The following is a 22836-nucleotide window of genomic DNA, read 5'->3' as shown; positions in this document are numbered from 1 at the left end:
CCCCCGCCAGGGCTGCGCCTCACATACGGCGGCCGTCTTCCGTTAGTGCGGGTTCACCTGCGCTTCTGACACCGGAAGACGGCCGCTCTTCATTTCTGGGCGTGCTGGCCGAGGTAGAACAGCAGCCAGATGAACCCGGCGAACACGTGCGTGCCGAAGATGTAGAAGAAGGCGCGCAGGGCGACGCCCTTCTCCTTCCACTTCTCCTGGTCCGCCGCCGTGTCCTTCGCGGGTGGGTTGTCCGTCATCACGCTTCCTTCTCGGTGTCCGGGTCCTGGAGTGGGTGGGTGCATGGGCGGATGCGTAGCTGTATGCCGTGCTTGCCGGCGTGCTGGATGACGGCGGCGACTTCCCCGGCCTCGACCGTACGGACATCCTGGTCGGGGCCGGTGGGGAGGTAGGTGATCTCGTACAGCTGGACGGCCCCTTGGCTGCTGCTGGTCACGGTGTGCCTTCCGGCAGGATGAAGCGGACGACGACCGTCTTGCCGCGTCCGCCGGGGGCGGGCTCGATGCGGACGTCGCCGCCGAAGGTTCGTGCCAGGTCGGCCACCGTGCGCAGCCCCTGTCCGGAGGCCCGGGCGGCGTCGCCCAGCGTTATCGGGCGCGGGTCCAGATCCGCGACGGCGACCGCGAGCATGTGGTCGCTCATGTGGATGGTGATCTCGGCGTCCGGGGAGTGCTGGGCGTGGCGGACTGCGTTGGTGACGAGCTCGCTGACCACGAGCAGCACCGTCCCGAACAGGGCTGAGGTGCTCTCCAGGCCGAAGAGGACCAGGGAGCGTTCGGCGCGCTCGCGAGATGCCCGTACCGAGCTGGGCACCAGCGGCACCGTCCAGGCGTGCTTGCGCACCTGCGTCGCCGCCGGCTGCCCGCTGGGGTGGCGGGCCATCACCGACGCCTCGGACGGGCCGGTGACACGGTCCGGCTCACCGGCCGTCTCCGGCGTCGGTGGCCACGCCGTGATCGTGGGCCACGCGCAGCGCGTCCTCCAGCTCCTCCGCGGCCTGTGCCTCCTCGAAGGCATCGTCAGCCTCCCGCGCAGCCGCGAGACGAGCCCGCGCCACCCGGACCCGTTCCAGCGCCGCTTCCTCGAACCCGGCCACACCGCAACCCCCGTCCACTGAATACAGAACTAGTAAATTGCATAACTCTGCAAGTCTAGCCGGTGCGGGCCTGTCTAGAGGTTCATGTGGGTGGGGGTTACCGGTCAGGGGGCCTGGTGGACGCGCTGGCTGGTCAGTTCGTACCGGGCCCCGACCACGGCCAGCCCGCCCGCCGTGACCTTTGCCGCCAAGGTGGGTTCGACGGCGAGGCGGGAGCGCACCAGTCGCACGTTCGCCGTGACGGCCGCGTCCACGCGCTCTATAGCCGGAAGGGTGCGGTCGATCGCCGGACGGATCTGATCCGCCAGGTATTGCATGTGGCCAGGCAACAGCTCCCCCGACTGGGCGGCGTGGACGGCGGCGGTGACGGCGCCGCACGACTGATGCCCCAGGACGACGATGAGCGGGATGCCTAACTCGAGGACCCCGTAGGTGATGCTGGCGAGGACCGCCTCGTCGAGGACGGAGCCTGCCGAGCGGACCGTCAGCAGGTCACCCAAGCCCTGGTCGAAGACCAGCTCCGGAGGGACCCGCGAATCCACGCAGCCCAGCACCACGGCGAAGGGATGCTGCCCGGCCACCAGCGTCTGCCGAACAGCCCGAGTCCGGTCCGGATTCCGCTCATGGAACGACCGCCAGCGGGCATTACCCGCCACGAGCTCTCGTAGGGCCGCCTCGGGACTCCTGGGCCGCGAGCCCTTCCCGTCGGCGCGGGTCGCAGTCGAGGTGGCAGCGGGACCGGAAGCGAGCCCGGCGGCCACCGCCACAGCTCCCGTCAGCCCCGCCCGGACGAACCGGCGCCGCCCCAAAGGGGCAAAACCTTCAGCACTACCTGTCATGCAGGGACAAAGTAGGCGCATCCCGGCGGGTGCGCGGGCTGCCACCTCCGGCTTGGTCGGGCCTTGAGGAAGTCTTGGACAAAGGCACCGGCCGAGGTCGACATGGACTGTCGCCCCGGTACCGGCTGCCTTCGCGTCATCTTCGCCCGGACAGCCGCCCATCCTGATAGCCCGACGAGCCGAGCCCACTGCGCTGCGGGTCGGCCAGCTCAGTCAGACCGTGCACGGCTGCGTCCATGCGGTCGGGGGAGTCCATGCCCGCGACCCAGGTCACCATCTGCTGCTCCAGCTGAGGCCACTGACCGACATGGTGCACCCGGCCCTGCTCGTACAGCTGGGCGATCGGTTCGGCTCGGAGCCGCTTGCCGTGCTTCGCTGTGACCGGGAGCACCGCGGGCATCAACATGCTCTCCGTGCGCTGCTCGCGCTGGAGTTCCTGCCACGCCTGATGGAGGATCTGGCGGCTCATATCGCCGCCGTAGTTGGCCTCGACCACGATGGCGTCCGCACGCAGCTCGATCGCGAGTAGGCACGCCTCTCGACCCCAGGCATCCGCGCCACGGTTGCCCGAGCGGTCGTCCAGGACGTACAGGTGTCCCTCGGCGTCGCGGGCCACAGCGACGATGCCGGTCTCGTCGCCCACCGCGGACTCGCCGCCGGCGGGGTCCACGGCGACCACGATTCTGTTGAGGTCGATGCCACGCAGCTGCGCGGCGCTGATCCGGCTGTTGGTGATCCATGCCCAGTCCCAGACTCCGCCGTCCTGCGGCCGGGGCTGCTGCTGGTAGAGGCTCCACCAGACGCGTTCGCCCACCGATCGGCGGATCTCTGCGAGTGCGGCTTCGTCATACCGCTCCGGCCAGAGCGGGCCGCCGACCAGTCGCCCGAGGGCGTCGTCGTCGGACAGGGCGAGCGCGGGCAGGTCGATGACGGTCCAGCGGCTGCCTTCGTCGGCGAGGACTCGTCCGGCGAGGTCGTCCTCGTCCCAGCGGGTCTGGATGAGGATGACGGAGCCGCCCGGCTCGATACGGGTCAGGAGGACGGCCTGCCACCACTCCCACAACCGGCGGCGCATCGTCGGGCTCGACGCCTCCGCAGCGTCCTTGATCGGGTCGTCCACCACCGCCAGGTGGGCGCCCTTGCCGGTCAGGCCACCGCCCACGCCGGCCATGACGGCGCCGCCTTCGGTCCCCAGCAGGTCGAAGCGGTTCGCCGCCGAGGAGCCCGGCCGCAGAGAGATGCCGATCTGCGGCCCGTAGGTGAGGATCGCGTCGCGGATCCACCGGCCGTGGTCGTCGGCCAAGTCGGAGGAGTAGGAGGCGATCATCACCCGGTGCTCCGGGCGCCGCCGCAGGTACCACAGCGGCGCCCACCGGGCGGCCCTTCGGCTCTTGCCGTGCCGGGGAGGCATGGTGAGCAGCAGCTTCGTCGGGACGCCGGCCGCGACCCGTTCGAAGGCAGCGTCGATCAGCCCCAGGTGCGGGGCCTGCATCTCCCGCCCCTCGGTGAGGACGGAGGCCATCGCCCCCGGAGAGCGATCCATCGCCATGTCCCGCTCGATACGGGCGAGCTGGGCACGGAGCTGTGGTGTGGAGGCGGCGGCTATCTCACGGCGGCGCGGCGCGGGAAGCGACCGGTACAGCTGGAGGACCGCAGCCTCATCAGCCCTGGCCACCCTCGCCCGGGTCGCCTGCCAGGGCAATCAGCCGCTGCAGCTCTTCCAGCCCCGCGGTCTCCACCTGCACGGCGCCGCCGTCCGGGCCCGATACCTCAGTGCGTACTGGCCGGTTGAGGCCCAGGAGGTGGCTGCTGCGCTCGATGATCCGCACGGCGCGGTCGACGGCCTGGAGGTCACCGTTACGGATCGCGGACCGGTAGACGCCGAAGAAGAGCCGCTCCAGGCGCTCCACCATCAGCTTGCGCAGCTCGTCCGCGCTGTCGTCCAGCGCGGTGCTGCGTTCGGCCAGTGCCTTGGACACGTCCTTGCAGGCGAGCTCGATCAGTCGGGAGTCGGTAGGGGGCTCGTCGCCCCGCTTGTACGTGTCGATGCCGTACCCCTGCGGGTAGGCGACACCATCGCTGTTGATCGACGGATCGGCTGCGAGCTTCCGCCCGATGGTCAGCCAGTCGACGCCGGCCAGTTTCAGATCAATTGCGTCGGCTCGGCGTTGGGTGATTGCAGCACGCACGGCCCGGGTGGGGCGGCCCATGAACACAACTCCAGGCCCCGCGCCACCCTCCCATGATCCTGTAGCGAAGGGTGCCGCCCGGCGACTTGGCGCGGCCCGCCCCGCGTCCAGGTGCTCTTGGGGACGCGGGGCCGGGCGGGGAAGGGCTAGCCCTGGGCCAGGGTCCACTTCGTGAGGCGGTCCACGATGTCGAGAAGGGAGCGGCGCGGTCCGTCCGCGATGAAGGCGAACATGACGAAGGACGGGATGAGGGCGATCACGACGAACAGGGCCGGGATGATGCGCACGACGATCGTCAGGAAGTCGACGACGGCGCGGAGCGTCTTGGCCTGGGCGAGTACGTCAACAAGGCGGTCGAACAAGGTGTCTCCTCAGTTGCGAGTCGGGGCGAGCAACCTGGCTTCCGTCCTGAGGGCATACTTCTCCCTCAGTTCGGGGTCTGCCGTCTCCGGCAGAACGTCCAAGTCCCTAACCGCCCCGCTGACCCGAACTGCGTGAGTCAGCGGCGAGTTAGAACTCGCCCGCGTGGAGGCACCTGTGCCACCCTTCCCGACCGCCATGGCCCTGAGGCCTGTTCCATCGCCAGACATGCGTCTGGCGGCCCGGGAACGTTAGCGGGCCGCCAGACTGCTACACAAGAGGTCGATCAAGCCACTGGCTGAACAGGGGCTCTTGTCACTGGAAGGTGAGCTGCTCGGAGCCGTCCCCCGGCTCCGGCCGGGGCGGCTTCTCGGGAGCGTCGGGGACCTCCCTGTGCTGCCGAAGCCACCAGCCAAATTGCCAATTCCGGCACGTCCTATACAGCCGCGCCTGCCGCATCGGTGCGGTGGCAGGAATGGATTGCTCGCCCCACCCGGTGATGGGCCTGGCGTTGGTCAGTCGCACGCCGAGTCCAGGAACTAGTGCGTCCCCCTCCCACGATGCGCCGGGCGCGTACTCGAAGGCCAGGTGGGCGTTGCGGCTCCAGTCCCATGGGAGGGGCAGCGCACACAGGTACCAGGCGACCGGTGGTGACTCCGCCGGCAGCAGCAGGGTCTGCTGCTCCAGCCGGCGGTCCACCTTCGGCCTGTCGCACTCGGCGAACGTCTTCAGGCAGTGCTGCGTCAGGTCGAGCTGACGTATACCCGCCAGCCACATGATGCCGTACTTGTCGCGTGATTCTATTTCTATGCGAACCCTCTTGAGGTCCGCCCCCGATTCCATTTACTACCCCTCCATTTGGCTATTCCTATCCTTGATCAATTCTATCAGAATTTCCACGATCCCCTTATGTTTATCGTGCCGGAAATCATTGGGGTAGGGCATGTTGAATTCATTCTGAAAGGCCTCCTCGTATTCCTCGATGGGGAAGGGGCGCGGCTTGCGGCAGACGGCCTTGACCGTGGCCCGCGTGGTGTCGCTCAGCTCCACCTCCTCGAAGTAGCGGGACAGGAGGCCGCGCAGCGACTCCGGGGTGTGGTACCGGATCCGCTGCCACTTCCCGCGCACGAACCGCATGTCAACGCTGTGCTCGTCCAGGAACGCGAGACGTGTGGAATCCCGGCTGATGGAGTGCTCGGAGTTCTCGTACGCCTTCTCGCGTTCCAGGTTCCGGGTGCCGATGCACACCTGCCCGTCGGCCGCGCAGAGCGCGTTCACGGTGAGCAGCACCCAGTGCTGGTATTCGAGGCTGGTGGTCGCGTTGATCACCGAGTCCAGAACGACGACCTCGTACAACCCGCCCTCGCGAAGCTCCCGTTCGATCCCGCGGATCATGGACACGATCCCGCGGACGTCCAGGCTGTACTTGCCCTTGAGTGTCCGGTACGGCTCGTAGTCCTGGACCCGGTAGCCCTGTGCGCGCAGGTGCTTCGCGTAGTCACCGTGCCCGGCCCCGAAGTCCACGACGCGGTGCGAGGTCGTGAGCCACGGCAGGACCAGCCTCTCCCACACCTCCGACTTGTAGCGGACTTTGTCCGCCTTAGCCTTTGAGGAGTGCTCGCGGAGCCGGTTCGGCTGGACGATGTGCTGATTCCAGACGGGGGCCTGCTCCTCCAGCCCCGTCCAGTCGTAGACGCCGTACTCGCCCGTCAGGTCCTCGACCAGCTGGCCGGCATCGAAGGAGGCCACGGTCCACGCGAGGATGTCGAACCGCTGTGCCTTCGCGACCGCCGCATACTCCGCGTTCAGCACGACACGGCCCTGGTCATCGATGACGACAGATCCCCACGGGCCGTGAGCTGCGGTCATGAAGCCGATGGCCTGCTGGAATGGGAGGTTGCGGGAGGCGATGACCTCGATGCTCTGCCACGGAATCCAGCACCACTGGCCGATCGGTCCGGCCTCCGCGTAGACGACGCTGCTCTCGGTCTCGACACGGTTGTGCAGGAGGTTGAACTTGATCTCGTCCTGGAGGCGGACCTTCTGCGGAAGGATCATCGCGGGCACGGTGGTCTGCCCGATCGCCTTCAGCCCCTTGGTTCTCTGGTGGCCGGCGACCAGTGTCCCGTCGGCGTTGAGGATGACCGGCTTGACCACGCCGTGGCGGCGCAGTGACCCCTGGAGCCGGACGAACGAACTCTCCGAGAGGCGACGCGGGTTGTAGTCGGCCGGGCGGAGCTTATCCAGCGAGTAGGCGGGATCGAACCGTACGTCGAGGGGATTCACGCGGCGTTCTCCTCGCTGGCGTGGTGCTCCTCGTTGAGGACGTGCCAGCCGAACCCGAGGTCGGAGTCCTTCTCGTCCACGTACCGCTTGTAGATCGCGTTGAGGAACTCCACCTCGTTCTGCGTGATCCGCACACGGGTGGATGACCACTGGAGGTACCCCCACTGGAGGTAGTCGACGGCTGCGGCGGCCCCCGTGCCGGCGCCGTCGCTCGGCAGCTCGATCGGCGCGGGCAGCGAGGTGTCGTCCAAGAGGTCGTCCAGCTGCTCCTGGTCGTAGCCGGTCCCCTCCAGGTCCGGGAGGTCGGTGAGGATGTCCGCGAGGAGGGCGGTGTCGTACCCGGCCAGGTCGCTGGTCCGGTTGTCGACGATGACGATCTTCGCGGCCGTGGCCTCGTCGACGTCCAGCCAGGTGGCCGCGATGTCGTCCCAGCCGAGCTTCCGGGCGGCCTTCGCCGTGTGGTTGCCCGCGAGGATCTCGTTCGGACGCCCGGTGTGCGTACCGCGGTTGACCACGATCGGCTTGTACTGGCCGTGCGTGGACAGGGACTCCCCGATCGCGTCCAGATCGCCGTTGCGCGGGTTGCGGTGATAGGGGGCCAGGTCTGCGAGCGGGAAGGCCAGCGTCGCGAGCGAGTCGGGGATGCGGGGTGCAGCGGTGTACACGAGGGCTCCAGCCCCCGCGCCCACCATCGACGATAGGTGATCGGGCGCGGGGCCCGGCACGATGACAGCCCGGGTCTCACGCAGTCAGTTCGTCACGTCGTCGTCCGATGCCGCAGGCCGCCACCGAAGCGGTCGGTCGCGAGGGAGTTCTTCATCGCGGGACTTGCGCGCGGGGAGGGAGGCGCACGGCTCCGTCGAGCCGGTCGGCCCGCCGGACAGGCTGACCCACCCTTCGTCGCCTACCCCCTCAGGACCCGACATGAGGTACCACCTCCCGCCCAACTCACCGGTCAGGGCCATGCCCAGCAAGGCTGTCGGCATGGCCGCTGCTCCGCCCTGCACGTCCCATTACCACCCCGGGGCTCAGGAGTAGGCAATAGCAGTACGGGGGCGCACGGATCGAACGGAAGCGCACCAACGATCTGTATCCACCAAAGGGGCAAATGCTGTTCTTTTCGCGCCCCCGGAACGTTCCGTGCCAGAGGGCGATAGAGAACGTCCCGGGTGTCCCAGCATGCGATCTTGACCGGCTTTGGTCCGCCTGCCCCGTCCCCGTGCCTGCCATCACCAGCCCTGCGGTCAGCGCAAGCCTTGTTCGCGGGCAGTCGCAACCGCGCCGGCGGCGCTCACCCCGCTTCGTCTCGTGGCCCGTCCACCAGATCACGGGACTCGGCCGACGTCACGCCCCGCGTCACCACACGCTCATCTTCACTCTCCAGGGCTGCTTCACCGGAGCAGGCCGACGACTGGGCCAAGTTGCCCGCTTGGCACGCGGATCGCCGCGCACCCCCAAATCAGTCGACGCGGCGGGCAGCCGGCGCCGTTTGCTTCATTCGGTGAGGCGGTTCCAGCGTGCGATGTCCTTCGGGAGGGTCAGCGGGCGGTGCCGGGCGGTGTCGGTGTCGGACAGTCGGGGTTCGCCGGTCGGAGAGTTGGCGCTGGTGTAGCGGGGGGAGGTGGCGCTCCACATGGTGACGCCGGCGATGAGGTGGCCGAGGGCTTCGAGGTAGGTGCGCAGTTGGGGGCTGGCGTTGGGGTGGAGGGTGTCGCGGAGTTTGAGGAAGGTGTCCAGGGTGCGGTTGCGCAGGGCGTTGGCTGTGTCGACGGCTTCTTGGAGGGTGAGGTGGGGGGCCTCGTTTTGCAGGACGAGGATGAGGCTGCAGTCGTATTCGCCGCGTTCCGTCTCCTTGTGGCGGGAGAGGAGTTCGTTGTCGAGCAGGGCGATGGTCAGGGCGGTCTGGGTGGCGGCGCGTGCGGCGGCCGAGTCGATTTCGGGGGCGGGGATGTCGACGCCGGTGGAGATTTCGACCATGGCGGCCACGGCGTCGCCTGCGCCGTGGGCGTAGCGGAAGGTGAGGTAGTCGTCGAGGGAGGGCAGGGTGGCGGTCCGTTGGAGGGAGGCTTCGTGGACCATGCCCAGTGCGTAGCCGCGGAATCCGTCGATGGCCCGGCGCAGGGCTGAGGGTTGGGCGATGGTGTGCAGGTCCTGGGCGATGTCGGCCCAGGCGCGGACCCAGATGTCGTCGTCGGGTGTGAGGGCGTCGGGTGTCTCCATGATCTGGACGAGGCGGGCTGCGCGGCGGATGAGCTGGTGGAGGTTGTCCTCGGAGGTGCCGGCGCGGTCGCCTTCGTCGTCCAGGGCGAAGCCCCAGGCCATGTAGCGGGCCATGGTACGGGCGCTGAGGCCGGTGGCGGAGGGGATGGTGGCGGCGGTGCCGTAGGCGCCGACGGTGCCCATCAGGGCGGCGTGCTCGGCGTCGGGGCACACCCCGGTCCGCTGAAGCCAGAGGCCGATGTCCCCGGCCATGGCCTGGGTGTCGGCGTTGGCGAGGGGGGTGATCGGAGCCCAGAAAGTGGGCAGCTCGAATGCCGTGGCGGCGGGGGCGGGGGCGGTCATGGACATGCTCCTTGGGATACGGGTTTCAGCGGGTCCGGTCGGCGGCGAGACGGGCCAGGCAGGTGAGGTCGGCTTCGGCCGCCGGCTCGGGATCGGCTGCGCGCAGGTGTTCCAGCGCCTGACCGAGGTGGTGGCCGCTCTGACCGACGGCCCAGTCGCGTCCACCGGCGGCCTCGACGAGATGGGCGGCCCGTTCGAGCTCGTCGGGGCCCAGCGGGCGGGAAGTGGCGTACAGGGCGCCGAGTTCGCGGGCGGGTTCGTTGTCCGCGGACAGTGCGGCCGTAACCGGCAGGCTCTTCTTGCGGGCCTGCAGGTCGGCCAGGCGTGGCTTGCCCGTCACCTCCGGGTCGCCCCAGATGCCGAGGATGTCGTCCGCGAGCTGGAAGCACTGGCCCAGGTGGCTGCCGAACTCACGCAGATGGGCGGTGCGCTGCGCGTCGGCTCCCCCTGCCAAGGCCCCCAGGGCGCAGGAGACGGCGATCAGCGAGCCGGTCTTCGCCGCGGCCATCGCGGCGGCCTCGCTCGGGCTGACTGGATCGGGGCGCTGTTCGAGGGTGGTGTCGGCGTACTCGCCGTCGATGAGCTCCTGCACGGCTGCTGTCAGCCACTGCAGGCCGGTGCCGCACAGTGGCGTGGGCGCCTGGGCCATGGTCTGCACGGCGAGGAAGAACAACGCGTCGCCGGCCAGAATGGCCGCCGGTGTGCCGAACAGGGCCTGGATGGTGGGTCGGTGACGCCGCAGTTGGTCGTTGTCGATGACGTCGTCGTGCAGCAGGGAGGCGTTGTGGACCAGTTCGGCCGCGACCGCAGCGGGCAGCGCCTGGGCCGCCCGGCCGCCGACGGCCCGGCATGCCAGGAGGACCAGCGCCGGGCGCAGCGCCTTGCCCGGCACGGCGGCCGGGCGCCCCTCGGCGTCGGTCCAGCCGAGGTGATAGTCCGTCAGGCGGCGTATCGGTGGCGCTAAGTGGCGGGTGGCCCGGCGCAGGGCCGGGTCGACCGCACGGGCGGCATCGGCCAGGATCTGGCCTGCGGATCCGGCCCGGGGCGGGGCTGTCGGTTGCGGTGTCATGCCGGCTCCTCATCTGGGGCGATGGTGGTGGGTTGCGACGGCGCGCGCACGGGGCGGTCCGGCCCGGCGGTGCGAGGCTGGGCAGTTCCAGACGTGGTTCGCTGCGCGGTTGGGCGCGCCGCGACCGCCGCTGTCGGATGAGCGGATGCGGGAGAGGTGTGCGCGCGGGCCTGTTACGGCCGGTCGGGCCCCGGGCCGCGGTCGTCGTGGTCCGGGGACGGGCGAGGGTGGGCGACGACGATGACGCGGTCGGGCGTCAGCACGGCCTTGGCAACCGGCCGGGGCTCGGGTCCGGGCCCCGGAGTCAGGCGCCATCGGGTACTGATCGCCACGAGGGCGATCATCTCCTCAGTGAGGCTGAAGACGTCACCGATGCACTTGCGTGCGCCGCCGCCGAACTGGAACAGGCCACGCTGACCGGCGTTGTCGCCACGCGGGGAACACCAGCGGTCGGGGTCGAAACGCTCGGGATCGGGGAACAGGCGCGCGTCATGGTGGAGCATGTAGGGGCTGAACACCACGGCGCTCCCCGCGGGGACGCGCCACTCGCCCAGGCCGGCGTCGGCGGTCGCGGCCCGGGTGAGCAGCCAGACCGGCGGGTACAGGCGCATCGCCTCGGTCAGTACGCCGCGGGTGTACTCCAGGCGGGAGAGGTCCTTAACGGTGGGCACCTGCCCTCCGAGGACGCTGCTGATCTCGGCGTGCAGGCGTTCCTGGACTTCGGGGTGCCGGGCGAGGAGGTGCAGGGTCCAGGACATGGCGGTCGCGGTGGTCTCGACTCCGGCCATCATGAAAGTGAAGATCTGCTCGTGGACCTCCGCCTTACTCAGCCGGTCCTCGCCCTCACGGGCTTCCAACAACGCCGACAGCATGTCCTCACCGTCGGGACGGTCGCCCTTGATGCCCTCGTGCTCTTCGATGACCTGGTCGATGACTGCGTGCAGGTCCGCCGCCGCCCGGTGGTACTTCCGGTTGGCGGCGGTGGGCAGCTTCTCCCACACCCGTAGCGGTGCGGTCATCTGCCGGTAGACGCCCTCGGCGACGATGGGGATGGCTTGCTGGACGGTCGCGATGCAAGCACGGTCCAGGTCGGAGCCGAACAGGGTGCGTGCGGTGATCCGCGCGAACAACGTCACCATCTGTTCCACCATGTCGACGGGCCGTTCGGCTTGCCACGTCTCGATCAGTGCGTCGGTCTCCTGGGCCATGACCGGTGTGTACGCCTCCAGCCGGGCGCGCGTGAAGGCGGGTTGTACCAGGGGGCGCTGGCGCTGGTGTTCGGTCCATGCACTGGTCGCCAGCCCGTTCGCCACGATCTGGCGGGCTTTGTCGAAGAGCATCCCGCCCTTGTCGAACACCGCCGGCTCGCGGAGCATCTGCTGCACCAACCCCGGCTCACAGACCACGTACGCCCGCACAGGACCCAGTCGGATCCGGACCAGGCCACCGTGGCCCGATAACGACTTCATGAACTCCAACGGCCCGCGCCGCAATTGCGGAAGGTGCCCGAGGAGAGGCCACGCCCCCGGCGCGTCCGCCACCCGACCTGACAACCGCTCCGCCACAGCCGGCACCCGACCCCCTCCATCGACGTCCACGCGGCAAACCTTAGAACGCTGGGGCGCGGCCGGTCAGGCAAATGATCACATCGTCACGACAGGCAGCCCTGGAAGGCTGCCCAGCCTGTGCCGCCACCGTCCAGAGGCCTCGCCGACCACAGGCGACGTGCCCCACCCCCGAGCAGCGAGACCGGGGAGGGCGGACGCCCCCGGTCTCGACCGGCTGAGATCTCCACGATCACGCCGGAGAACAACGCCGCATAGATCGGGACCGGGATCACCATTACTACGGGCGAACGATCATGTAGGCCCGCATTTGGCATGCCCCATTCCGGCATGCCGACCTGGACTCCTACGCGATGTCTCATTCAGAGGCCACCGCATTCCGTCTCGTGGCCTTGTCCCCGCGGCTCTTCGGCGCTGTCAGACCATCTCCTCCCCCTGGGTGGAGCGTTGTGAGCCGCGCTGGCGCAACCTGGCAGTCGGAGCGTGCATCCGCCGTACCGTTCGACGCCGACGCGGCCGGCCCTTGCGAGGTTGATTGACCGATTTCCAGGGCGGACGGTGGTGTTCGAGTCGTGTTCAGGCCGACCAGTGGGCAGCGGATGACCGATAACCACGTTTTACGGACGGCGGTGGGGTGGTTACCTTCCGTCATGCACGCTGATCAGCGTCGATTCCCGGGCGCTTGAACGCCGACCTCACACGCCCGGGCGTCCTTACCGACGACCCCAGGGGACCCACCATGACCGATACCACGACCACCGCGGGATCCGGAGCGGCAGGCAGGGCCCCGTACGACGGCGCCGATGTCAGCACGTACTTCGACCCCTCCGGGCTGGACGACGGCAACTACCCCGACCCCAACTCCGACACCCACTTCATCGCCGCCGTCGCCCAGACGCACGCCTACTCGATGCCGTGCGGCAAGGGGCCTGATGGCGAGCTGCTCCACTACGTCGCGGACAGCGGCCCGGACCCGGTCACCTCCCGCTGGGACTACCCCGAGGTCGCAGGCTGGTGCGAGACCGTGACCACCGGGGGCAGCGCCGAGGTGTCGGGTGTGCCGCTGGCGGTACGCGGCCTCACGGCCAAGGTTGAGCGGGAGGGCAAGCCGGTGCACTTCGCCCGAGTCGTCTTCACCGACCTCGACGGTGTGCAGCTGGGACGCGGCTACACCGATTCCAACGGCCGGGTCACGTGCGACGGCGATCCGCTGCCGTCCACCCGCGCCGAGCGCGAACAGCGCCTGGCCGAGCTCAAGCGGGGCTACGTCGCCACCTTCCCCGGAGGCGGCGGCAGCGACCCGGAACAGGGCTGGCAGCCCTCCTCCGGCCAGGGCGTCATCGACACGGTGGACGCCGCCTCGGTGGAACTGACCGCCGCCGAGATCGCCGAACTGCCCGACGGGTACATGGAACGGGCACTCAGGACGCTCCCCGCCGACAAGCAGAAGCTCCTGCTCTCCAAGGCGACCACGGAAGAGCTGACCACCGCCGCCCGCACCCTGTGGGGCGACAGCCTGCGCGCCGACCTTGCCGACGACGTGATCCGGTCTGTGACCGAAGGCATCATCCGGGTCGCGGAGAACGCTCCGACGCTCCTGGTCCTCCTGCCCGCCGAACGGCTGGCCGTGCTCATCGACAACCTGGACGACACGACCACGGCCGCCTTGGAGGAGACCTTCGCCAAGCTCAAGGAGGAGGCCGTCCTCGAACAGGGCCGCAAGGACGCGCAGGCGGCGCGGGAGAAGGCCCGTCAGGACCTCATCAATGCCGACCTCCCCGACAACACGGTCAAGGCCCGCACCCCGAACAGGCGGGTCTCGGCGTACAGCTGGGAGAAATGGGCACGCGGCGGCCGGATGATTCTCGTGGACACTATCCGCCCGAACTACGAGCTCGCGGACATCTCCAACGTCGACGTGGACCACTACGTCCGCCGGGGCAACAGCTTCGAGGTGGCCGCGGCGGGCACCGTCACCGCGGACTTCACCTACGCCTACCGCATGAGCTTCACCAGGGACCCGCGCACCGGCTGGTACATCAGGACCGAAGACCTCATCAAGGTGTGACCCTGCGGCCGGACGAAGGCCGTGCGTTCGCCCTTCGTCCGGCCGTGCAGAAAAGTGCCTGGTCACGGGCGTTTTCACGCCGTCCGGCCCTGGGCTGTGGCCTGGAATCACGTATCCAGTCAGCCCGCGCACTCGGCATTGTCTAGTGCGCGCACGCGCACGCTGAGTCGTGTCTGCCTGTGTGCCGCCCATCTGGCCACGGCAGGCCGCCCGCCCCGAGTCTTAGGAGCAGAGTGACCTTCACCGACGAACAAGCCGCCCCGGCAGCCCCTGGGGAAGCCCTCCAGTTCATCCCGGCGCCTGCCAGCCCCGTGGATCCGCCCGCCGCCATCGCCCGGGACTCCCTCCTGCGGGCCATTGCCGAAGTGGCCCAGCGCGTCACCGACGGTGTCCCAGACGAGGCGTCGAAGGTCCTGGCCGAGCTGGCCCGTGCCTACGTCCTGGTCCTGTCCGGCGAGGGCGACCGGGTTTCCGGGGACCAGCCGTTGGCTGCTCAGCTTCGGGCGGGCGGACACCAAGTGGGCCTGAGCCTGGAGCTCGAACCGTAACCACGACCAGCACCGCGGTGCCCGCTTCGGATCCGTGGCGCCGCGCAACGGCGCGCCGGCCGGCTGGTGAGGGCGAATGCCAGGTGCACTACGAGTAAACGATCAGACGGGAGTTCGTCTCACTGTCCTGTCCTTTGGGCCAGAAGAAGGCCGCCGTCAATGAGAAAGGACCATCGGAAACGCGAACCTACACCGCGTACGAGCTCGAAGAGGTCGGGATGGCGTTCGAGATCAACGGTGACGTAAGCGTGGAGGAGGGACGGAGCGGTTCCGGTCTCCCAGACACCCTGGCCCCGCTGGAAAACGAATGGCTTCATGGCGGGCCAACGTACTCATCGGCCCGCCGGCCGCGGGCGGAATCGGGGAAGAGGCCCGTGCCGCCGGACGTGCGGATGCTGTGGATCTGGCACGCTCTCCGGGACCGGCTGGCAGACTGCGGATCACGCCCGCTGTGACGAAAGGCATGCCCGTGACCAGCTTCCCGCCGACAAGCTCGCTGAAGCTGGCCGTGGGCCTGCTCCGTCCGTCCACGGCCCATCTCCATGGGTGTCCGCCGTACACGAGGCGGCCACGATCCTCGCTCCCTCATGGACCGCCCCCGCAGGGGACTTGGAACTGAGGGCACTCGCCCTGCTGTTCTACGCGCGCACGTGGGATGGCCGCCACGCCCCGGCAGACGTGACGATGGACGAACTCCGGGCAGCTGTCGATGAGACCGGTACGCCGATGACCTATGGGGTCAGGTCGCAGGAGCCGAAGGTTGCCGCCGAGATCAAGGCGGCGGTGCGCGAAGCCAGGCACGAGCCGACGTTCTCCGGGACCGACGCCACTCCGGCCCGCGACATCAGCCAGATTTGGCTGCTGTCCAGGGATCTGTGCAACCAGTACTCAGGGATCGATGCCCTCGATGACGAGTGCGGCCCCGGTCCGTCCGCCTTGCGCCACTGCGTACCGACCCTGGCCGAGGCCCTCGCCGGCATCACGGAGGAAGAACGCCGAGGCCTCGACCCGATGGAAGCCACCACGGGAGTACTGCACGTCTCGACGCCCCGGGTCATGGTCACCCGCCCGAATGCCTGGGTCCCCGCAGACTGCACAGTTTGGGATTGCCGGACCACCGATACCGAGGAGCTCGGCAAGCTGACCGTGGACGGACTCATGGTCATGTGGACCTGCACCAACGGTCACGAAACACCGATGCACGGCCGCGCCAATGGCCTCTCGGCATCCCGGGTGCGCTTGGGACTGTGGTACCTCGGCTACGACCAGCTCACCGACGGCGAACTGGTCATCACCCCCCACCTGGAAGTCGCCAGCAGGGAGCTCCCCGAGCACACCAAGCCGGGGATGTCGACAGCAGTCCCCTGGTAGCCGACCAGAGGCCGGCCGGGCCAGGCAGGCTGATCGGGTTGGGCGTCCTCCTCGGCGGCCCCGACCAGCCAGCAGCAGACGGGCGGGAGCATGCCCCGAATGCCCGCCAGCGGTGTGACTATCAGCGGTAAATGGCGACAGATATCGACATCAGCCCAGGTCGGCTGGCTGTTTGTCGGCTATAGCTGGCGAGAGTGGTCAGTGATAGTTGGCGAAGACTCCTCGCGGTGATCACAGACAGTAGTTGCTTGGTGCGTCCGCGAGGACTTTCAGGTTCTGTGCGTGCGCGGTCAGGTGTGTGCGGAGTGCGGTGCAGTAGCGATCTCGACGCGTGTGGATGAGGTTCAGGAACCGGTGATGGGCGGTGGCTTTGTCGATCTTGAGTCCGGTCGGGGACAGGGTAGTGCGGAAGACCGGTGCGTACCTCCACTCCCCGTTCGTGGCCAGGGCCCAGACGTAGGCGGAGGCGCACTGCCGGTGCACTTCAGGACCGTAGCGCAGGTGCAGTTGGTGGGGAGGGGGCAGCTGCTCGGTGACGTTCTCCCAGTCGTCCTGGGAGAAGTGCCAGAAGGCGAGGGTCTGGCGTCGTTCGTAGTAGTTGACGGACGGGGACTGGTTGGCGATGTGCTGCGCGAGGGCTTCGAATGCTTCGGGCAGTCGCTCTGTGATGTGGGCTTGTCTCCAGGGGTGGTCGGGCGGGGCGGTGAGGTTCAGCGTGGAGGGCTTGCGCTGGCTGAGGGGGAAGCCCAGGAACCGTGCGGCGTCGGTCGCGGTGCTGTTGTTTGCGGCTTGAACGAGCTGGATCGCCGCGATCCGGCGGAAGAGGGTGAGGACACCTCGGATCTTGGGCGAGGCCCCATTGGCCAGCAGGATCTCGAGCCACTCGCGGGGAAGCCGCTGGGGGATGTGTTCGGGAAGGTAGCCGCGTCGGCGGACGGGGATGACCAGGTTGGTGTTGACCTGCTGGCCGGCTGGGGAGAAGCGGCGCCCGACAGCCTGTTCGACCTCGTGCCGGAACAAGGAGGAGCCGTCACGGCGAAGGAGTGCCCAAGTGCGGCCCCATCCCGGATCGTGGCTGGGAGGAGCTTTCGCCATAAGGTCGCTGATCCCTTGGCGGAGCTGAGGAGTGGGGCGTGTGGTGAGGTCATGCGCGAGTCGGAGAACACATGCGGTGGCCGGGCTGGTGAGTGGTGCACGACCCCACCGGCCTCCGGACCGCATCGCCCGAGCGGCAGGAGAGGGCCCTTGGGCGGTGAGGTCGCCCTCGTATTCAAGGAGCTTTGCGGTGGCTGCGTCCTGCGGCCAGGTGGCAATGATCATCGCGGTGGCGGCTTGCAGATCGGTGAAGATCTCGGACGCCCGGACAGGATCATGCTCCGGAGCCAGTCGTAGCAACAGATCGCGCTGAAGGGCTGTCTGTTCGGAATTGAGGGGTGCCGTCACGTTGTCGGTGGCGTCCAGCCTCGCCTTGCAGACCGGGCCCCGTGCCGCGGTGCGGTTTCGGCACTGCGCGGGGTGCAGGACCTCTCTGCCCGTGCCGCCGATGAAAGCAGGGGAGCCGCTCAGCGCAGGGAGGCGGCAGGAGGGGCAGATGTCGGCGAGGAGGCGGTTGTGCTCCAGGCAGGCGAAGACGATGGCCAGACGCCATTCGAGCTTCCAGGGACCGCCATGCTGGCTCTGGACATCGCTGGCGTCGCCCGCCAGGCACTGCGGGCAGTACCGGCTTGAGGCTGGCAGCACCCACTCGCGGACCAGCCCGTGGCGCCCGGCGCTCGGACCCGGTCGCCTCACCACTTCGGCGATCGGAGGGTAGTGACTGGCCCAGCGACGGAGCGTGAGCAGGTCGGCCTCTTCCTCGCTCAGCCGGGCCCGTCGGGCGAACTGGCGGCGAACGTCCGGATCGAGCATGAGCAGATGTCGGGCCGGCGCCTTGGCGAACCCCTTTGAGTTGGCCGCGGCCAGGCCGGTGAGCTCGATGACCCGGCTCGGCAGGAGGCCGAGCCGGTGGGAGAGCCTCATGACGAAGCCGGGCAGGCTCTCACCAGGCAACGGTTCCAGGCTCCTGGGCAGCGGGTCGAAGGGTCTTTCGTTCATCGCTCAGGTTCCTGCCTGTGCGGCGCTGGGCCCGCGGTCATCGAAGACGGTGTTGCGTCTGCGGTGTCCGGAGCCTGCAGGCGCGGGTTTCCCGGCTCCCGCCGTGGCGGGAGCCGGGACCTGGGGGACCTCGCCGGCGTCTGGGTCGCGGCCTGGGTCGTCGAGGCTCAGGACGACCTGATCGAGCAGTTCCTCGTCGATCAGCTCTCTGCCTGTGTCCATCGCTTCCTGCGCGTCGGCCTCGGCCAGGCGGTTGAGGAGTCCGACGACTCCGTCGGTGCGGCGCATGAGGTATTCGGGCATGGACCCTTGAAGTTCCCCCGGGGTGCGGGAGTGGCTGGTGGAGTGTCAGATGGGGATCGTGAGAGGAGATGTCACGATGTCCGCACCGATGAAGTACCCGCTGGAGTTGCGTGAGCGGGCGGTGGCCATGTATCGGGCCGCTGATCCGAAGCCGGCGATCCGTCACATGGCGAGGGATCTGGGTGTGCACCACGAGGCCCTGCGCAACTGGATCCGCCAGGACGAAGCCGACCGCAGTGAGCGCGGGGACCGGCTGACGTCCGGGGAGAAGGACGAGCTGGCGGCCCTGCGCAAGGAGGTCCGGGACCTGCGCCGGGCGAACGAGGTCCTGCGGACCGCCTCCGCGTTTTTCGCGGCCCAGCTCGACCCGACCCGGCCCAGGTGACCGCGCTCATCGACGAGCACCCGCACCTGGGAGTCGAGCTGGTACTCCGGGAAACACACACACCGCCCTCCACCTACTACCGCCGGCGGTGCCGGCAGAAGGACCCCTGCCGCCGGGAACGCGAGGACGCGGCCCTCCTCGAGACGATCAAGGAGATCCACACCCAGTCGCACGGCGTCTACGGCTCGCCCCGTATCCACGCGGCACTCGCTCGGCGCGGGATCCGGGTCGGCCGCAAGCGAGTCGAGCGGCTGATGCGCCAGGCCGGCCTCGCCGGGATCAGCCCCCGCACACGCCGCTGGAAGACCACCACCACCGACCCCAAGGCCTCCTTCGCCCCGGACCTGGTCAAACGCGACTTCACCGCCCCGGAACCCAACCGGCTGTGGGTCACCGACCTGACCGTGATCGACACCGCCGAAGGCCCCCTGTGGCTCTCCGCGATCCGCGACGCGTTCTCCCGGCGCGTCGTGGCCTGGGAGACCTCCGCCCACGCGGATGCCGACCTGGTCCTCGCCACCCTGGAGTACGCTCTCGCTTCCCGGCACCCCTCACCCGGACAGCTGACCCACCACGCCGACCACGGCTGTCAGTACACGAGCATCAAGCTCACAACACGCCTGCTCAGAGCCGGGATCGCGGCGTCGATGGGATCGGTGGGCGACTCGTACGACAACGCCCTCGCGGAGAACCTGTGGACCCTCGTCAAGAGCGAGGGCATCCGCGGCCGCGTCTTCGCCACCCGGGCCGAGGCGAACCTCGCGCTCTTCGAGTACATCGACGGTTTCTACAACACCACCCGCATCCAAAAACGCCTCGGCTACCTCAGCCCCATCGAGTACGAAGAGAACCACTACGCCAACCAGGCAGCCACCGAACGAGCGAACCTGAACACCCACCAACCCATCACGACCAGCTGATCAGTACCTCCCACTCACCGGGGGAGCCTCACCTTCGGTCAGCATGCCCGGTCTGGCCTTGAACAGCCGCAGGCCGGCTTCCAGGCCCCTCAGGTGGTCGTGGAACGCCTGGATCTGGGCGGGGGTGGTGTAGTGGAAGCGGTCCAGCTCTACGAAGTCGAAGCGCCGCTCGGTCTGGGTGACCTCCAAGCCGTGGATCCTGTTGCCCGCCGTGGCCGGCATCACCCACTGCTGACCGCGTTTGTCCCAGCGAGCCCGTCGCAGGAGGCCGGATCCGACGATGTCGACGCCGACCAGGACCAGGGTGACGTTCATGCTCATGAACGCCCGTACCAGGTCGAGGGTGTCCTGGTCGTCGGCGCGGTGCAATCGCAGCCGGGTGATGTCGTCCAGGATCAGGACCAGGACACCGTGGTCGTCCAATGCTCCGGCGACCTGACGAACCAGCTGGGGCAGGGTCAGACCTTTGGTGGTCGCCCCGAAGAAGCTGAGGATCGCCTCGCAGGTGCTCTTCGGCGTCGCGGTCACGGGGGTCTGGACGTAGGCGACTGGGGCGTGCAGGGCCCGGGTGCCCCGCGGGAGGTGAGGGTTGACGAAGTTGTTCATCTCGAGCCAGGTGTCCTCGAAGTCCGCGACGACCTCGCAGACCGTCTCCGTCTTGCCCTGGTAGCCCCATCCTCCGACGATCACCCCCGGCCAGGTGGCCGCGGTCCGCTGCAGGGCGTTTCCGAAGACCCGCCGGGAGAGGAGCCGGGATACCTTCAACGCCATCGGGGTCTCCTGCAAGGGCAGGTTGACGTGCGTAGCCGTCCGGTGAAGATCGTGCAGAGCGCGCCCGCGGGGACTCAGGGCCCGCCACTGGTCCATCGTCAGCGCCGGCGCGGGAACGAACGCCCGGCGGTTGGCCCGGTAGTGCTGCCAGCCGTCGAAGGTGTCGCGCCGGGGCGGCTTGCCACTGAGGATCGCGCTGAGGGGATGCGGCTGCCCGAGGTCGGTCATGAGCTCTCCCTGGCCTCACTGCCGTCGTCCGGCAGGGCGAACAGGTTCCGCCGTCGCAGGCTGTCACCCAGCCGCGGAGGCGGTGAAGGGGCGGGGGCGATGTTCTCCTCCCGGCGTCGACGGCGCTCCGCGTCGACGGCGCGTTCGACTGCCGACGCCTCGGCGGGCCAGGGCATCACGCGGGCCGCCGGAAGACCCTCCGGATCTCCAGGCTCAGGTGCGGGCCGGTCGGCCGCCGCCGCTGCCGCCTGAGCGGTGCGGCGTGAGCGGCCGGCCTTCTCACGCTTGGTCATCTGGGAGGGCCACTGGGCGACCGGGATCGCCGAGCCGAGGATCTTCAGCAGGGTGGGCAGCAAGTCGGCGTCGGAACGCGGCGCCAGGCCCAGAGCACGGACCTCGGCCAGCAGCGTCTGGGCGGTCGAGTCGGAGAACGCCGGGACCTCGCCTTGGGGCGGCAGCCCGGTCCAGCGCAGGACGTGCCAGTGGCCCGGCTCATCAGGATCCTCGAAGAACACGGCCCGGCGGTCGCGCCGGTCGGAACGGACCAGCCACAGGCCCTTCTTCCGGCCGCCGCGTGACGACGGCCCCCGGAAGCGGTCCTCGTCCAGCAGCGGGTCGTGATACCAGAGTCCGAGAATCTTCACCCCGCGGCCCTGGTGGATCTTGACGTGATGGCCGCGCAGGAGCTGGTAGTAGAGCTCGGGAGCGGGGATCTCAAGATCGAGTCCGCCCTGCAGTGCCGCCGCCGCGAACAGCGAGTTCGGACTGTGCTCCTCGCCCGGACCCCAGGCCGGCGCGTACTCGCCCAGGACTCGGTTTTGCCAGACCCGGACGATCCACGTTGCGATCACGTGCTCCATCTGCGACATCGTCAGCAACGCGTCCGCCTCCGGATCGGCGCCGCGGTCGGCGACGTCGGCGCCGGTGAAGCCCAGCAGGTGCTCCAGCAGCAGGGTCTTGACCGAGGAGAACGCTCGCTCGACGGCGAACTTGTCCGTGGCCCGCAGAACGCGGGCCGGCAGGATGTTGCAGCCCAGGACCTCCTGGGCGTCGACGAGGTGGTGGCTCTTGTAGGGACCGCCGTGGTCGGTGGTCACCGTCTCCGGCGCGAAGAACGGAAGCGCGGCGACCCGGTGGCCGGCGAACTCGGTGACGACCGAGGCCGGGACACCCGGATAGGGCCACTCCATCTCCTCGCCCCAACCCTCGCGCATGGGCAACGGCAGCATGACATCCCGCAGCAGCATCGCGATGTCCACCGAGGTGTCCGATACCAGCGTCAGGCGGAACGCGACCAGCGAGTGCGTGTAGAGATCCAGCGCGAGCGACAGCATCACCGAGACCGGCTCGCCGAACACCGACTCGCGGACCTTCACCGGCAACGGCGTACTGTCCAGCGCGACCACCTGGCCCGGCCGGTGGACCACCACCCGGTGCCCGGTTTCCGCAGTCTCCGCCGTACGGACGTAACGCTGACGCACGCCGTCCGAACCGAACCACTCTCGCCAGACCGCGATCAGCGTGTTCCGGGACGGCACGTCCTTGAGAGCAAAGTCGGGAAACACCTCGTTGACGTACTGGTTCACCAGCCGGATCCGGGCGGCCATGCTCATCCGCGACCGCCGAAGCGACTCCTGCCGGACCGCGAAAATCGCCTCCCGGACCTCCTCCGTGATGCTCGGATGCCCGCCGCCGGCCCGGGTCCACCGGCCGTCCGCGCAGGCCAGCACCAGGTCCCGGCCGCTCTTCCCCGCCAGCCGCTCCAGCGTGCGCTTACTCAAGAACCGCAGGCCCAAGGCGACGGCTTCGACGGGAGGAAGAGCCTTCACCTCGGCCGCCTTCGCCCGGCGCCGCTCGGCCAGCGTCGTCGTCCGCGGGTCGTATGCCGGCCGCGGCTCGCCGGGCAGAGCCCGTGACGGGTGCCCGGCGCGGAAGCCGGTCTCGGCTTCCAGGACGTGCTCGGCCCGGATCCGGGCCCGCAGAAGCTGCTCCTCGGTCAGATCGCCCAGGACCACCCCCTGCCGACTGCCCCGGACCGACAGCGCCTTGGAGGTCCTCAGCGGCCGGACGTTCGGGTGGTTCACCAGCCACCGCAGCGAACGGCGCTCGCGTTCGCCCGCGGCCGTGGCCAGCACGACGCGGCCCACCTGCGGCTCCACCGCCTCGACCATCC

23 protein-coding genes are annotated in these 22836 nt (G+C 69.0%); 6 read left to right on the top strand and 17 right to left on the bottom strand.

What is annotated here, in order from left to right; translation table 11 throughout:
- Window positions 1–89: 89 nt before the first annotated feature.
- The 3 genes from AC3IYI_RS17060 to AC3IYI_RS17050 are packed head-to-tail and all read right to left on the bottom strand — an operon-like array spanning window position 90 to window position 852.
- The gene (locus AC3IYI_RS17060) at window positions 90–248 is read right to left on the bottom strand and encodes a DUF6126 family protein (protein ID WP_489410982.1); all 159 of its coding nucleotides are present in this window, start codon (window positions 246–248) and stop codon (window positions 90–92) included.
- Window positions 248–445 carry a hypothetical protein gene (locus AC3IYI_RS17055; protein WP_489410981.1) on the bottom strand — a complete coding sequence of 66 codons (198 nt, stop codon included), beginning with the start codon at window positions 443–445 and terminating at the stop codon, window positions 248–250. Before AC3IYI_RS17055 ends, AC3IYI_RS17060 begins: the two co-directional genes overlap by 1 nt.
- The gene (locus AC3IYI_RS17050) at window positions 442–852 is read right to left on the bottom strand and encodes an ATP-binding protein (protein ID WP_489410980.1); all 411 of its coding nucleotides are present in this window, start codon (window positions 850–852) and stop codon (window positions 442–444) included. Before AC3IYI_RS17050 ends, AC3IYI_RS17055 begins: the two co-directional genes overlap by 4 nt.
- On the opposite strand from AC3IYI_RS17050, the gene AC3IYI_RS17045 reads away from it, so the two are divergent.
- Entirely contained in the window at window positions 845–1126 is a 282-nt protein-coding gene (locus AC3IYI_RS17045) for a hypothetical protein (protein ID WP_489410979.1), read from the top strand. The genes AC3IYI_RS17050 and AC3IYI_RS17045 overlap by 8 nt on opposite strands.
- An 83-nt stretch (window positions 1127–1209) precedes the next feature.
- Here AC3IYI_RS17045 and AC3IYI_RS17040 read toward each other — a convergent pair whose 3' ends face one another.
- The 10 genes from AC3IYI_RS17040 to AC3IYI_RS16995 all read right to left on the bottom strand — a co-directional run bounded on the left by AC3IYI_RS17040 (window position 1210) and on the right by AC3IYI_RS16995 (window position 11879).
- The gene (locus AC3IYI_RS17040; protein ID WP_489410978.1) at window positions 1210–1944 is read right to left on the bottom strand and encodes a carbonic anhydrase; all 735 of its coding nucleotides are present in this window, start codon (window positions 1942–1944) and stop codon (window positions 1210–1212) included.
- A 136-nt stretch (window positions 1945–2080) separates the two neighbouring features.
- The gene (locus AC3IYI_RS17035; RefSeq protein WP_489410977.1) at window positions 2081–3619 is read right to left on the bottom strand and encodes a terminase large subunit domain-containing protein; all 1539 of its coding nucleotides are present in this window, start codon (window positions 3617–3619) and stop codon (window positions 2081–2083) included.
- On the bottom strand, window positions 3606–4154 hold the full coding sequence (locus AC3IYI_RS17030; protein ID WP_327302969.1) for a hypothetical protein: 549 nt from the start codon (window positions 4152–4154) through the stop codon (window positions 3606–3608). The genes AC3IYI_RS17035 and AC3IYI_RS17030 overlap by 14 nt, the downstream gene beginning before the upstream one ends.
- A 125-nt stretch (window positions 4155–4279) precedes the next feature.
- Window positions 4280–4495, bottom strand: a complete 216-nt coding sequence (locus tag AC3IYI_RS17025; RefSeq protein WP_489410976.1) for a hypothetical protein — start codon at window positions 4493–4495, stop codon at window positions 4280–4282.
- A gap of 313 nt (window positions 4496–4808) precedes the next feature.
- Window positions 4809–5336, bottom strand: coding sequence for a hypothetical protein (locus tag AC3IYI_RS17020; protein WP_489410975.1), 528 nt, complete (start codon window positions 5334–5336; stop codon window positions 4809–4811).
- A 3-nt stretch (window positions 5337–5339) separates the two neighbouring features.
- Window positions 5340–6779, bottom strand: coding sequence for a methyltransferase domain-containing protein (locus AC3IYI_RS17015; protein WP_489410974.1), 1440 nt, complete (start codon window positions 6777–6779; stop codon window positions 5340–5342).
- Complete coding sequence (locus AC3IYI_RS17010; RefSeq protein WP_489410973.1) at window positions 6776–7444, bottom strand: ParB/RepB/Spo0J family partition protein; 669 nt, start codon at window positions 7442–7444, stop codon at window positions 6776–6778. The genes AC3IYI_RS17015 and AC3IYI_RS17010 overlap by 4 nt, the downstream gene beginning before the upstream one ends.
- An 829-nt stretch (window positions 7445–8273) precedes the next feature.
- Window positions 8274–9341, bottom strand: a complete 1068-nt coding sequence (locus AC3IYI_RS17005; RefSeq protein WP_489410972.1) for a terpene synthase family protein — start codon at window positions 9339–9341, stop codon at window positions 8274–8276.
- 25 nt (window positions 9342–9366) lie between these two features.
- On the bottom strand, window positions 9367–10410 hold the full coding sequence (locus tag AC3IYI_RS17000) for a polyprenyl synthetase family protein (RefSeq protein WP_489410971.1): 1044 nt from the start codon (window positions 10408–10410) through the stop codon (window positions 9367–9369).
- Between the two features lie 173 nt (window positions 10411–10583).
- The gene (locus AC3IYI_RS16995) at window positions 10584–11879 is read right to left on the bottom strand and encodes a cytochrome P450 (RefSeq protein WP_489410970.1); all 1296 of its coding nucleotides are present in this window, start codon (window positions 11877–11879) and stop codon (window positions 10584–10586) included.
- Window positions 11880–12714: 835 nt separating this feature from the next.
- Between AC3IYI_RS16995 and AC3IYI_RS16990 the strand changes: the two genes are divergently transcribed.
- The 3 genes from AC3IYI_RS16990 (at window position 12715) to AC3IYI_RS16980 (ending at window position 15962) form a co-directional block, all read left to right on the top strand.
- Entirely contained in the window at window positions 12715–14043 is a 1329-nt protein-coding gene (locus tag AC3IYI_RS16990) for a hypothetical protein (protein WP_489410969.1), read from the top strand.
- A 233-nt stretch (window positions 14044–14276) separates the two neighbouring features.
- On the top strand, window positions 14277–14591 hold the full coding sequence (locus AC3IYI_RS16985; RefSeq protein ID WP_489410968.1) for a hypothetical protein: 315 nt from the start codon (window positions 14277–14279) through the stop codon (window positions 14589–14591).
- Window positions 14592–15137: 546 nt separating this feature from the next.
- Window positions 15138–15962 (top strand): hypothetical protein, encoded by an 825-nt coding sequence (locus tag AC3IYI_RS16980; RefSeq protein WP_489410967.1) that lies wholly within the window; start codon window positions 15138–15140, stop codon window positions 15960–15962.
- Window positions 15963–16193: 231 nt separating this feature from the next.
- On the opposite strand, the gene AC3IYI_RS16975 is transcribed toward AC3IYI_RS16980, so the two are convergent.
- Both AC3IYI_RS16975 and AC3IYI_RS16970 read right to left on the bottom strand, forming a co-directional pair.
- Window positions 16194–18056 carry a TniQ family protein gene (locus AC3IYI_RS16975; protein WP_489410966.1) on the bottom strand — a complete coding sequence of 621 codons (1863 nt, stop codon included), beginning with the start codon at window positions 18054–18056 and terminating at the stop codon, window positions 16194–16196.
- A gap of 3 nt (window positions 18057–18059) precedes the next feature.
- Window positions 18060–18359 (bottom strand): hypothetical protein, encoded by a 300-nt coding sequence (locus AC3IYI_RS16970; protein ID WP_489410965.1) that lies wholly within the window; start codon window positions 18357–18359, stop codon window positions 18060–18062.
- A 76-nt stretch (window positions 18360–18435) separates the two neighbouring features.
- On the opposite strand from AC3IYI_RS16970, the gene AC3IYI_RS16965 reads away from it, so the two are divergent.
- Together AC3IYI_RS16965 and AC3IYI_RS16960 are read left to right on the top strand one after the other, a co-directional pair.
- Window positions 18436–18744: a transposase gene (locus AC3IYI_RS16965; RefSeq protein WP_489410964.1), complete on the top strand. Its 309-nt coding sequence runs from the start codon at window positions 18436–18438 to the stop codon at window positions 18742–18744.
- On the top strand, window positions 18741–19664 hold the full coding sequence (locus AC3IYI_RS16960) for an IS3 family transposase (protein ID WP_489410963.1): 924 nt from the start codon (window positions 18741–18743) through the stop codon (window positions 19662–19664). The genes AC3IYI_RS16965 and AC3IYI_RS16960 overlap by 4 nt, the downstream gene beginning before the upstream one ends.
- Here AC3IYI_RS16960 and AC3IYI_RS16955 read toward each other — a convergent pair whose 3' ends face one another.
- Complete coding sequence (locus AC3IYI_RS16955) at window positions 19665–20663, bottom strand: AAA family ATPase (RefSeq protein WP_489410962.1); 999 nt, start codon at window positions 20661–20663, stop codon at window positions 19665–19667.
- Window positions 20660–22834 (bottom strand): transposase, encoded by a 2175-nt coding sequence (locus AC3IYI_RS16950; protein WP_489411565.1) that lies wholly within the window; start codon window positions 22832–22834, stop codon window positions 20660–20662. The genes AC3IYI_RS16955 and AC3IYI_RS16950 overlap by 4 nt, the downstream gene beginning before the upstream one ends.
- Window positions 22835–22836 lie beyond the last annotated feature (2 nt).

The sequence above is a fragment of the Streptomyces sp. GL_148 genome (assembly GCF_057834205.1).
Note: the sequence above shows the minus strand (reverse complement) of the source record. Positions and strands in the feature narration are given on the sequence as shown.